Genomic DNA, 12039 nt, shown 5'->3' on the forward strand with positions numbered 1-12039 from the left:
GCTCCTGCTGCGGCTTGACCGACCTGAAATCAGGCCGCGGCAACTATGATCTCCGGGCCCGCTCGATCTCAGCGCTAAAAACTTTTCGTTCCCAGCACAAACTTGTCTTGTTGACTTGCAACATGGCAATACATGGCGTAACAATCCAATACAAACGGCCATGGAAAAAGGGAACGGTCAATGCCCCTCGATAATACGCGCAGCAATTGGATCCACGATAAATCAGAAGCACAAGCTTCGGGCGGGATGGTATCGTCGCGGCACCCGCTGTCGGCTGAAGCCGGTATGCAAATTCTTCGTGCAGGTGGGAATGCTGTCGATGCCGCAATCGCAGCTTCATTCGCTGAAAGTGTCGTTCAGCCTGCGGCAAGCACAATCGGAGGCGGGGGGCTCTTTACGGTCCGCACGGCAGACGGAGAAGCGCACGGCATCAACTATATGTGGCAAGCGCCCCAGCGCGCTTCGGCCGACATGTATCCGATGGTTGGTAAACCAGAGCGCGGGCTTTTCGGGTGGAGCGGCGTCAAAGACGCGGCAAACGAATTTGGCGGTTTGGCGGCAGCGATACCCGGTTCTGTTTCCGGTCTAACGACGGCTTCAGCCAAGTTTGGGCGGATGCCCTTGGCTGAGGTGATGAAGCCTGCGATCAAGCTGGCGACCGACGGGTTTGCTATGGATTGGTACGGTAGCCTGATGGCTGGCATTCACCTGGACATTCTCAAGAATTATCCAACTACCGCCCGTATCTTGCTGAGAGAGGGCATCTACCCGTATCGACCAAACATGATCGGTGCTGCGGACATTCACAAGCAGCCTGAACTCGCTTCGACCCTTGCCGCAATCTCGGCTGAGGGTGCTGATGCTTTCTACAAAGGCAAAGTTGCCAAAAGCGTGGTCGACGCGGTGAATGCCGCCGGCGGCATCTTCACTATGGAAGACCTCGAGACTTACCAGGCAAAGATCACGCCGCTTGTTGAAGTTGAATATCGTGGGTTCAAGGTAAAAGGTGAGCGGAGCGGCTTCATCATCTATGCTCAGATGCTGAACGTGCTGAAGCACTTCGACGTCTCAAAAATGAAGCCGGACTCCGCCGAGCGACTTCACCTCTACATCGAAATTTTCCGCCATTGCCTGGCAGACCGCATGAAGGTCAATCCGGATTTCCGTGAGGAGGATGGTGATTGGTCCTACCTGCTGACGTCCGAATATGCAGCGGCACTGGCAGGCCAAATCAACACGGCCCGTCGAACCGACATTCCGTCCGTTTTCGACAGCGCAAAATCGTCTGCCAGCGCGGGCGAAAGCAGGACGGTTCATATCGCTGCAATCGACGCCGAAGGCGGCATGGCGAGTCTGACCGAGACGGTCATCGGAAACTACGGATCGTTCGTAATGACCGAGACCGGCGTCCTTCTCAATAACGGGATGATTTCGTTTGCTCCGGTGTCCGGCTACGCCAACTCGATTGCGCCGGGGATGCGGCCGGGAACATTCATCAGCCCGCTGCACATCACCTACCCTGACAACAAGTCGATCATGACGATCGGTTCGTCCGGCGGCATCAAGATCATGACATCGGCGTTGCAGATCGCGAGCTACATCATAGACCACGGCATGTCTCCTCAGACAGCGGTTTCTTTCCCCCGCATCGATTTCGTGGGGCCGAAGGTTATTCTCGATGGCCGTTACGGGGCGGATGTGATCGCCAAGCTCCGCGATTACGGACATGAGGTGGAGATCCGTTCGGAAGAACTGTCCACCTTCGAGTTCGGGAACCCCAGCGTACTGATGCGCGACGGCGATGGTACGGTTCGCGGCGGAGTAAATCCGTTCCAGGCGACTGTCGCGGTCGGTTATGACGCTTGATCCATGGCAACTCCATTCAATCCGAAGCGGTGATACAGATGAATAATTTTCTTCCCACGAGCGACCAACAGAAGCAGCGCATCCAGCTTTCGAAAGAACTGATTCCAGGCGGCTCGACGAATTCGCTCTTGCCCCCTGCGGGGATCGAATTCCTTGCCGACTACGGTGAGGGCGCTTACGTCTATGACATTGACGGAAGACGCTACCTCGACTTCATGCTCGGTGCGGGTCCATTGGTGCTTGGGCATGCTCATCCCCGGATCGTAGAAACGATTTCCAAACAGGCAGCCCGCGGTACGCAATTTTTTGGCCTTGCCGACAGGGCGTTGGCTTTAGCCGAGCGTATCGTAAAGACCGTTCCCTCGGCTGAGATGGTGCGCTATGCATCGAGCGGATCCGAAGCAACATTCCATTCCCTCCGCCTCGCTCGGGCAGTGACCGGCCGGCGGAAATTTATCAAATTCGATGGCGCCTGGCATGGACATCACGATCTCGCAGTTTGGTCGATGGAGCTCTCGCCGACCCAGATACCAAAAGGCTATCCCATCAGCGAAGGGATTCAGTCGGGCGTTGCGGACGACATAATCGTTCTTCCTTACAACGACGCGGCGTCCTTTAAGGCAATGATGGCGGAGCACCCCAACGAGTTTGCCGCCGTCATCTGCGAACCGATGCAACGCACGCTGACCCCGCTGCCAGGTTTTTTGGAAACCTTGCGCGATGAGTGCGACAGATGGGGCACCGTTCTGATCTTTGACGAAGTCGTCAGTGGCTTTCGATTGGCCCCAGGCGGTGCACAGGAAAAATACGGCGTGACGCCCGATTTGACGGCCCTTGGAAAGGCGCTCGGAGGGGGGATGCCTCTGGCGGCGATCGTCGGAAAGCGTTCTCTGATGGAGCATCTCGATCCAAACAGCGCACCAGAGACCTACAGCTTCCATTGCGGCACGCACAATGGACATCCCATTGGCATCGAATGCGCCCATACCACGCTGGACATCATGGTTGGGGAGGGCGGGATCGAGCAGATCTCTCAACTCGGCACCTACGCTCGCGAGAAGATGGAAAAGCTCTTCAAGGATCTTGGCGTCACTGCCCAGATCACGGGTGAAGGTCCTATCTTCCACTTCTATTTCACGGATGAACCGGTCCATAACCACTCGGTCGTTCGCCGCTCCAACATTGCGCTCTCGGACGCGATGCACCGCAAGGTGTATGAAGGCGGGATCTATAAGAACTTCTCGAAAGCGTATCTGTCGACCGCCCATACCAAGGATCATGTTGACGAACTCGCCGATGCTCTCGGTCGGGCCTACAAAGAAGTGGCCGGCCGATGACGCAAGGCAAAGCTTCGAACGTTCTCAAGCTGGACCAGGGTGAGAAGCCGTGGGTCATGAAGCCTACGACGGTTCTGAACATGTCGACGGGACCCGTGGAGGTCTCGCGCCACGTCTTGAGTGCTCAATTGGCAGACCTGCTGACACCTCACACGGAAAAATTCTGGGCGGCACACGACGAGACGTTGGCTCTGCTTGGACGTGTTTTGCGCACTCAGTCTAGGGTCCTCATGATGCATGGCTCGATCCGTACAGGGATCGATCTGGCCCTTGCAAACTTTATACGGCCGGGAACCAAGGTCCTGTGCATCGTCAACGGATTCTGGGGGGAACTCATCGCCCAATGGTCCGAACGATACGGCGCTGAGGTCACTCGGCTGAACCATGAATTGCTCGAGCCGGTGGACGTGCAAAGGGTTTCAGAAGCGGTCAGGGCGAGCAAGTTCGACCTCGTCACCCTGGTCCACGTCGAAACGAACTCAGGCATCGTAAATCCGGTAGAGGAAGTTGGCAAACTCCTCTCCGCAACGGATACCCTATATTTCGTTGACACGGCGTGCTCGGTTGGCGCGATGCGCGTGGAAACCGATGCTTGGGACATCGATATTCAAACGACAGGCTCTCATAAGTGCCTTTCGGCGGTGCCTGGCCTGGCGGTCGTATCTGTTTCCGAGAAGGCATGGGCAAAACTTGCCACTATAGAGCCCGTTGGCACTTATTTCGAGTTTCGCAGCTGGTGGCGCAATACTGTCGAGCGCGCTTCAGTGCCGCCGTTCACGCAACCATCTACGCTTGTTCTGGCGCTGCGTGCCGCGCTGCAGGAGATCGATGTCTTCGGTATCGAGGCATGGTGGGAACTCCACGAGCGGGTCGCCGACGGGTTCATAAGCGAGATCCGGGACATCGGCTTCCGGCTTCTCCTTGATGATGGACCAGCGGCAAACAATCGCCGCCTCTATTCGGACACGGTTATTGCCGTCAGATATCCGGAACACATCGACGACGAAAAATTCAGACGCGTCTTGTTGGATGATTTTGGAATTTTCGTGATTGGGAATGTCGGCGAGTTCGCCGGCAAATCGTTCAGGGCAGGTCTGATGAGTGCCGCGCAAATGCAACCGGTGAACGTTTACGGTGCGCTGGCCGCGTTTCGTGAAACCGCTGCATCCGCTCGTTGCTGGAAATAGCGCGAAGCCACTGAGAGCGCACCATCAACGTGCGATGAAATCCTTGCAAGCCACCTAACCCGCGTCATGAGGAGTGACGCGGGAGCGCTATCCATCGAGCGTCGCACTCAAGGGAGGCGAGAGCAGTCATTATGGTCGAAGGAGGAGTATTCCATTGAACAGTTTGCCATTGTCCGGGATCCTGGTCCTTGACCTGTCGCGCGTCCTAGCTGGGCCGCTGAGTGCCATGTCGTTGGGAGACCTTGGAGCGGACGTCATCAAGGTGGAACATCCGGTACGCGGCGACGATACGCGTGACTGGGGCGTTAAGATCGCCCCCGGGGAGACGTCATACTTTAACAGTTTCAATCGCAACAAGAAATCGTTCCCGCTCGACCTCTCGACGGACGCAGGCCGAGAAGCAGTGAAATCGCTTTGCGATCGTGCCGATGTCGTGATCGAAAATTTTAAGACAGGTGATATGGAGAGGTTCGGGCTCGGATACGAGGTGCTATCCAAGCGCAATCCGAAGCTTATCTATTGCGCGGTATCTGGCTACGATCGGAACGGTCCGGAGGCCGCTCGACCTGGCTACGACCTTGTCGTGCAAGGTGAGGCCGGACTTATGTCAATCAATGGCGAGCCTGACAGTAAACCGCTTAAGTTTGGAATTGCCGCAGTCGATGTTTTGACGGGAATGTATGCCGCTCAAGGAATTTTAGCGGCACTTGTCGAGCGCGGCAGGACAGGAAAGGGCCGTCGGATAGACCTCGCCCTATACGATTGCGGCGTAATGTTGAGTTCATATTACGGCCTGGAAGCAGTTTTGCGCGATGAGGACCCGGTCAAGTTTGGCAATGCGCATCCATCAATCGTACCGTACGGCGTGTTTGAAGCGGCCGACGGTCCCCTGGTCATTACGGTCGGAAACACGGGACAATTCGAGAAGCTCTGCGAAGTCCTTCAAATCCCAAGTGTTGGCAAGGACCCGCGATATGCAACCAATATGCTCAGACAGCAGCATAGAACGGAATTGTTAGATATCTTGCGCCAGAGCCTCAAGGCAATGCCGCGAGTGGCGATACTCGAAGAACTGAAGAAAGTTGGCATTCCGTGCGGCGAGGTTCTCGGTTTGCACAGCGCTCTAACGTCGGAGCGTTGCCGTACGGCGGGCTTGATCGAAGAGAAAGAACACCCAACAGCAGGATCTGTTCCGGTATTCCGACCGCCTTGGCGGTTCGACGGAGAACGTCTTCCCGTAACGCGGCCACCGAGCCTCGGTGAGCATGCTGAGGAGATCGCAGCACGATACCTACACGCTAATGGCTCAGCAGCCGGAGGTAAGAATGACTAACCCAGAACGCAATTCTCATCTCGCTCGCACGCTGGTCGGCACGTTGGTTAAGGGCAAGATTGGCATTATTACTATCGACAACCCTCCAGTGAATGCGCTCGGGGCCGACCTCCGTTACGCGCTATTTGCCGCCCTGAGAGGCTTCGAGAGCGCTGAGGAAATCAAGGCCGTAGCGATCGTCTGCGCAGGCCGGACGTTCGTTGCTGGTGCCGACATCGGCGAACTGGGTACGGCGCGGCAGCTCGAATACCCGCAGCTTCCAGATATTTGCGCGTTTCTCGAATCCATGAGCAAACCCGTTGTGGCAGCAATCCATGGAACCGCTTTCGGAGGCGGGCTTGAACTTACGCTCCCTTGTCATTTTCGTATCATGACATCCGATGCGTCAGTCGGATTGACGGAAGTAAAGCTCGGCTTTATCCCCGGCAGCGGTGGAACTGTCAGACTACCTCGACTTGTCGGGCCTGAAAAGGCCGTTGAGATGATCGTGACCGGGAAAGGCATCTCTGCTGCGGAGGCGTTGGAATTTGGTCTGGTGGACAAGATCGTTACCGGTGACTTGTCCCAAGCGTCCGAGATCTTCCTGCAGGACGTGATCTCGTCGGGCGCTCCGCTCCTTCCCACTCGATCGAAAGATGCGAAAGTCAATGCGACACTTCGCGATCCAGCACAGTTTCAAGCGATAAGCGATCGGCTCTTGGCGAAGAGCAAGGGTGGGCGAGCACAAGCGGCGTGTGTTGAGGCTGTTCGTAGAGCTTTCACCTTGCCGTTTGATGAGGCCTTGAAGATCGAACGCGAGATATTCACATCGCTTGTAACGAGCCCTGAATCGAAGGCGCTGCGCCACCTTTTTTTCGCCCAGAGGGACGCCACCAAAATACCAGGTGTGCCAAAAGATACGGCCCCGCGAGACGTTCGGCATATCGGGATCGTTGGCGGCGGAACAATGGGTGGTGGGATCGCGATGGCTTTTGCAAATGCTGGCTATGCGGTGACAATCCTTGAACTGAATAGCGAAGCGCTCGAGCGCGGACTGAAGACCATACACAACAATTATGCAGTCTCTGTTTCCCGCGGCTCCCTTTCGGAGGATGCACGGCAACAGCGGATAGCCCTTATCGCGGGCGTGACAGACTACGCAGCGCTCGGTCATTGCGATTTGATAATCGAAGCAGTCGTCGAGGACCTCGCGGTCAAGAAGAAGGTCTTCGAAAGCTTAGCCGCAGTTGCCAAACCATCAGCAATCATTGCGACCAATACTTCCTATCTGGATGTTGACGCTCTGGCCTCGAGCTCCGGCAGGCCGGTGGATGTCGTCGGCCTGCATTTCTTCTCTCCAGCGAACGTCATGCCGCTCCTTGAAATTGTGCGAGGAAAGCAAACGTCCCCTGATGTGATCAGAACGGCGGTCAAGGTCGGCCAAAAGATCGGTAAAGTCCCTGTTGTTGTCGGTGTATGCCACGGTTTTGTCGGCAACCGCATGCTCTCCGCCAGATCGGCGGAACTTGAGTATCTTTTGCTCGAGGGGAGCAGTCCGGCGGAAGTCGATCGGGCGTTCACGGATTTTGGTTGGCCGATGGGGCCGTTCCAGATGTACGATCTTTCCGGCCTCGATATCGGTTGGCTAAACCGAAGGTCCAGGGGCTTGAAGGCGCCGATTGCGGATGCTCTTTGCGAGATGGGGCGCTTTGGGCAGAAGGCTGGAAAAGGTTGGTACGCGTATGAGCCGTCATCGCGTAGTCCGAAGGCCGATCCTGCTGTCGCCGAGTTGATTGAAACCGAAGCTCGAAAGCAAGGGATTGCCCGGCGGAAGATCGGTGCAGAAGAGATCGTGGAGCGCACACTGCTGCCTCTGATCAATGAAGGCACCAAAATCCTTGAAGAAAATGTTGCCAGCCGGAAGTCGGACATCGATCTGATTTGGGTGAACGGGTATGGCTTCCCCAAAACCCTCGGCGGCCCGATGTATTGGGCTGAGGCGAAAGGAATGTCTGTAGTCGCTCAGCGGCTCAAATACTGGTTCGACGCCACCGGTCGCGCCGTTTTCGAGCCCTCGAAAACCTTGCGGGAATTATAGAAGCGATCTCGAGAGTTTACTCAAACTCGCACAGCACGAGACGTTCGCGGGACGTCCGCGTGCGCCATGAGGCAGGTATCCAGTGAAATAGACGCGGCGCATGAGGGTGCGTCGCGAACTTTTTTGATAAAGGGAACGCAAAATTATGATCGCGACAGAGTTCGTCTCGACACCCCATCCGGCTCCTCTGGCCGAAAGGGAGCGGATTGAAATCTTGAAGGAACCTGGCTTTGGTCGGCATTTCACCGACCATATGTTTGTCATGCGCTGGCAGGCGGGGCGTGGTTGGCACGATGCCGAGATCAAACAGCGTCAAGCATTCTCGATCGATCCGGCTAATGCCATATTGCACTACGGTCAGGAGATATTTGAGGGTCTGAAAGCCTATAAAACGACCGATAGCCGAATTTTTCTGTTTCGCCCCGAGCAGAACGCTCAGCGATTTGCCGAGTCCGCGACGAGAATGGCAATGCCGGCACTGCCGACAGAGCTGTTCGTTCGGGCAATCGAGGCTCTCGTCACTGCTGACCGAAACTGGGTACCCTCAGGCGACGGAAGCTTGTACATCCGGCCGTTCATGTTCGCCGACGACGTGTTCCTGGGTGTCAGACCCGCCCGAGCGTATACCTTTTGCATTATCGCATCTCCAGCCGGCCCGTACTTTAAAGGTGGGAGCAAGGCAGTGAAGGTTTGGGTCGAGGACACTTACACCCGCGCAGGATATGGCGGTACGGGTGCTGCGAAATGCGGTGGAAACTATGCGGCCAGTCTCGCCGCGCAGGCCAAGGCGATCGAACATGATTGCGATCAGGTGATATTTCTCGACGCCGCAGAACGGCGATGGATTGAAGAACTGGGCGGCATGAATGTCTTCTTCGTGACCAACGATGGTGGCCTGATCACTCCCCCCGTCGATGGGACCATATTGCGAGGTATAACACGCGACTCTATTCTAACGCTTGCACGTCAGGCCGGCCGTCGAATTGAGGAACGAAAGATCGCTTTCGACGAGTTTCGCGATGGGGTTCGTGATAACCGCATCGTCGAGTGTTTCGCTTGCGGCACCGCAGCTGCGGTTGCTGGTATCGGCAGAATATGCCGCGGCGAGGGAGATTTTGTCATCGGGAGCGGCTCCACCGGCCCGGTTACCGAAGAGCTGCGAAATCAGCTTGTCGCAATCCAACGCGGTCACGCCCCAGACGAAAATGGATGGCGGCACGAAGTGAGCGGCGGCTGATCAATTTCAGCCGTCCGCCGCCACTTGCCGTCACACCCGCTCTATTGCGATTGCAATACCCTGTCCAACGCCAACGCACATCGTGGACAAAGCGTAGCGCCCGCCCGTTGATTGAAGCTCTTGAGCGGCTGTTCCGACGATACGAACACCGGACATGCCGAGGGGGTGGCCGAGTGCAATAGCGCCGCCATTGCGATTGACGCGGGAATCGTCATCGGCGATTTGCAACTCCCGCAGAACGGCAAGCCCTTGAGAGGCGAAGGCCTCGTTGAGTTCGATCACGTCGAACTGACTTTGGTTCATACCGAGCCGCGCCATCAGTTTCCGCGAGGCAGGAACTGGGCCGATGCCCATAACTCGGGGCGGCACGCCCGCGGTTGCACCACCAAGTATACGGGCGATCGGCGTCAGGCGGTATTTTTTCACTGCGGCGTCTGAGGCTACGATCAAAGCCGCAGCGCCGTCATTCACGCCCGACGCATTCCCTGCCGTTACGGTGCCGCCTTGCTTTTTGAAGGGTGTTGCAAGTTTCGCAAGTGCCTCAGTTGTGGTTACGCGCGGATGTTCGTCCTTGTCGACAACGATCGGATCTCCCTTGCGCTGCGGAATGGTCACGGAAGTGATCTCCAGCCTGAGACGGCCATTCGCTTGAGCGGCTGCGGCTTTTGCCTGAGACCGGACCGCGAACGCATCTTGATCCTCGCGCGTCACGCCGTAGTCTTCAGCAACGTTCTCGGCCGTATCAGGCATGGACTCTACACCGTACTGGCTTTTCATCAGTGGGTTGACGAAGCGCCACCCGATCGTCGTGTCGTAGATCTCCGCGTTGCGCGAGAAAGCGAAGTCTGCTTTTGGCATCACGAAAGGCGCGCGAGACATGCTTTCAACGCCGCCTGCAATGATCATGTCAGCTTCACCGGCGCGGATGGCGCGTGCGCCTGTGATGACGGCGTCCATGCCGGAGCCGCAGAGACGATTCATTGTCGTGGCCGACACCGATGTGGGCAGGCCGGCAAGCAGCAGCGCCATACGCGCAACATTACGATTGTCTTCGCCAGCCTGATTGGCGCAGCCGAAAATGACGTCGTCGACCGCTTCCCAATCTACGACCGGGTTTGCCAACATCATAGCCCTTAGCGGAACCGCCGCCAGATCGTCAGGACGGACCGAGGACAGGGCGCCGCCAAACCGACCGATTGGGGTTCGGATATACTCACAAATAAACGCGTCACGCATAAACATTTCCCTCTGAACGACTCTCTGATTTAGATGGCGTTCTTCAATGCCGGCAGGATTTCGAAGAGATCGCCGACGATACCGTAATCGGCAACCTGGAAGATCGGGGCTTCCTCGTCCTTGTTGATGGCGACGATCACTTTGGAATCTTTCATGCCGGCCAGATGCTGGATGGCACCGGAAATGCCGGCCGCGATATAAAGCTGCGGCGCGACGACCTTGCCGGTCTGGCCGACCTGCCAGTCGTTCGGGGCATAACCCGCATCGACTGCCGCGCGCGATGCGCCGACCGCTGCGCCGAGCTTGTCGGCAACCGGCAGGATGACTTCCTTGAACTTTTCCGAGGACCCGAGTGCGCGACCGCCGGAGATGATGATCTTGGCCGAGGTCAGGTCCGGACGTTCCGACGAGGAGAGCGCGTCGGAAACGAAGGAGGAGACACCCGGGTTAGCAGCAGCCGAAACGGTCTCGACAGCAGCCGAACCACCTTCGCCTGCGGCCTGGAAGGAGGCTGTGCGCACCGTGATCACCTTTTTGGCGTCTGTCGACTGGACCGTCTGGATGGCGTTGCCGGCATAGATCGGGCGCTTGAACGTGTCGGCGGACACCACTTCGATGATTTCCGAAACCTGCGCGACGTCGAGCAGGGCTGCAACGCGCGGCATGACGTTTTTCGCCGATGCGGTCGCCGGCGCGATGATCACGTCATAGGAACCGGCGAGCGAAACGATCAGTGCTGCCAGCGGTTCAGCCAGGTTGTCGGCAAGGCCTGCGTCGTCGGCGAGCAGCACCTTGGAGACGCCGGAGAGTTTCGCAGCGGCATCGGCAGCAGCATTGGCACCCGAACCAGCGACCAGCACGTGCACCTCGCCACCGATCTTGGAGGCTGCGCTCAGGGCCTTGGCTGTCTGGTCGTTGAGGCTTGCATTGTCGTGTTCTGCCAGAAGAAGAATGGCCATGTTGATGTTCTCCCTTTCCTTACAGAACGCCGGCGGTCTTCAAGGCGCCAACCAGTTCCTCGACCGTCTTTACCTTGATGCCCGCCTTGCGGCCGCCAGGCTCCTCGGTCTTCAGGACCTTCAGGCGCGGCGCGGTGTCGACGCCGAAATCTGAAGGCGTCTTCTTGTCGAGCGGCTTCTTCTTGGCCTTCATGATGTTGGGCAGCGAAGCATAGCGTGGCTCGTTCAAACGCAGGTCGGTGGTGACGACGGCCGGAAGCTTGACTTCGATCGTCTGCAGGCCGCCATCGACTTCGCGGGTGACCTTGGCGGAACCGTCTGCGAGCTCGATCTTCGAGGCGAAGGTCGCCTGGGCGGAGCCGAGCAGGGCCGCCAGCATCTGGCCGGTCTGGTTCGAATCGTCATCGATCGCCTGTTTACCGACGATGATCAGGCCGGGCTGTTCGGCATCAACGGCGCCCTTGAGGATCTTGGCGACGGCGAGCGGTTCGACGAGATCGTCGGTTTCGACCAGGATCGCCCGGTCGGCGCCCATAGCGAGTGCGGTACGCAGGGTCTCTTCGGCCTTGACCGGGCCGATCGATACGACCACCACTTCTTCCGCCTTGCCGGCTTCCTTCAGCCGCAAAGCCTCCTCGACGGAGATTTCGTCGAACGGGTTCATCGACATCTTGACGTTGGCGAGTTCGACGCCCGAACCATCCGGCTTTACCCGGATCTTGACGTTGTAATCCGCCACGCGCTTGATCGGGACGAGAAGTTTCATTTGTTGCTCCGTAACTCACTTGGCGATCGCCTGAATACACG

9 protein-coding genes are annotated in these 12039 nt (G+C 57.4%); 6 read left to right on the forward strand and 3 right to left on the reverse strand.

What is annotated here, in order from left to right:
* Positions 1 to 180: 180 nt before the first annotated feature.
* From G6L01_RS27025 to G6L01_RS27050, 6 genes are all read left to right on the forward strand, one after another.
* The gene (locus G6L01_RS27025) at positions 181 to 1866 is read left to right on the forward strand and encodes a gamma-glutamyltransferase family protein (protein WP_174096553.1); all 1686 of its coding nucleotides are present in this window, start codon (positions 181 to 183) and stop codon (positions 1864 to 1866) included.
* Entirely contained in the window at positions 1863 to 3203 is a 1341-nt protein-coding gene (locus tag G6L01_RS27030; protein WP_202032391.1) for an aspartate aminotransferase family protein, read from the forward strand. The genes G6L01_RS27025 and G6L01_RS27030 overlap by 4 nt, the downstream gene beginning before the upstream one ends.
* Positions 3200 to 4390: a pyridoxal-phosphate-dependent aminotransferase family protein gene (locus tag G6L01_RS27035; protein ID WP_174096554.1), complete on the forward strand. Its 1191-nt coding sequence runs from the start codon at positions 3200 to 3202 to the stop codon at positions 4388 to 4390. The genes G6L01_RS27030 and G6L01_RS27035 overlap by 4 nt, the downstream gene beginning before the upstream one ends.
* A gap of 148 nt (positions 4391 to 4538) precedes the next feature.
* Complete coding sequence (locus G6L01_RS27040) at positions 4539 to 5723, forward strand: CaiB/BaiF CoA transferase family protein (RefSeq protein WP_174096639.1); 1185 nt, start codon at positions 4539 to 4541, stop codon at positions 5721 to 5723.
* Entirely contained in the window at positions 5716 to 7800 is a 2085-nt protein-coding gene (locus G6L01_RS27045) for a 3-hydroxyacyl-CoA dehydrogenase NAD-binding domain-containing protein (RefSeq protein WP_174096555.1), read from the forward strand. Before G6L01_RS27040 ends, G6L01_RS27045 begins: the two co-directional genes overlap by 8 nt.
* A gap of 145 nt (positions 7801 to 7945) precedes the next feature.
* Positions 7946 to 9037 carry a branched-chain amino acid aminotransferase gene (locus G6L01_RS27050; RefSeq protein ID WP_174096556.1) on the forward strand — a complete coding sequence of 364 codons (1092 nt, stop codon included), beginning with the start codon at positions 7946 to 7948 and terminating at the stop codon, positions 9035 to 9037.
* A 30-nt stretch (positions 9038 to 9067) separates the two neighbouring features.
* Here G6L01_RS27050 and pcaF read toward each other — a convergent pair whose 3' ends face one another.
* From pcaF to G6L01_RS27065, 3 genes are read right to left on the reverse strand one after another with little or no spacing between them, the layout of a single operon-like run.
* The gene (gene pcaF, locus G6L01_RS27055) at positions 9068 to 10273 is read right to left on the reverse strand and encodes a 3-oxoadipyl-CoA thiolase (protein WP_174096640.1); all 1206 of its coding nucleotides are present in this window, start codon (positions 10271 to 10273) and stop codon (positions 9068 to 9070) included.
* 29 nt (positions 10274 to 10302) lie between these two features.
* Positions 10303 to 11232 carry an electron transfer flavoprotein subunit alpha/FixB family protein gene (locus G6L01_RS27060; protein ID WP_174096557.1) on the reverse strand — a complete coding sequence of 310 codons (930 nt, stop codon included), beginning with the start codon at positions 11230 to 11232 and terminating at the stop codon, positions 10303 to 10305.
* A gap of 19 nt (positions 11233 to 11251) precedes the next feature.
* Positions 11252 to 11998, reverse strand: a complete 747-nt coding sequence (locus tag G6L01_RS27065; protein WP_174096558.1) for an electron transfer flavoprotein subunit beta/FixA family protein — start codon at positions 11996 to 11998, stop codon at positions 11252 to 11254.
* Between the last annotated feature and the right edge of the window lie 41 nt (positions 11999 to 12039).

Source organism: Agrobacterium vitis (assembly GCF_013337045.2).
Classification (GTDB): Bacteria; Pseudomonadota; Alphaproteobacteria; order Rhizobiales; family Rhizobiaceae; genus Allorhizobium; species Allorhizobium vitis_B.

Coding starts and splice junctions, on each gene's coding strand:
- G6L01_RS27025 (WP_174096553.1), top strand. CDS start 181: ATGCCCCTCGATAATACGCGCAGCAATTGGATCCACGATAAATCAGAA.
- G6L01_RS27035 (WP_174096554.1), top strand. CDS start 3,200: ATGACGCAAGGCAAAGCTTCGAACGTTCTCAAGCTGGACCAGGGTGAG.
- G6L01_RS27045 (WP_174096555.1), top strand. CDS start 5,716: ATGACTAACCCAGAACGCAATTCTCATCTCGCTCGCACGCTGGTCGGC.
- G6L01_RS27050 (WP_174096556.1), top strand. CDS start 7,946: ATGATCGCGACAGAGTTCGTCTCGACACCCCATCCGGCTCCTCTGGCC.
- pcaF (WP_174096640.1), bottom strand. CDS start 10,273: ATGCGTGACGCGTTTATTTGTGAGTATATCCGAACCCCAATCGGTCGG.
- G6L01_RS27060 (WP_174096557.1), bottom strand. CDS start 11,232: ATGGCCATTCTTCTTCTGGCAGAACACGACAATGCAAGCCTCAACGAC.
- G6L01_RS27065 (WP_174096558.1), bottom strand. CDS start 11,998: ATGAAACTTCTCGTCCCGATCAAGCGCGTGGCGGATTACAACGTCAAG.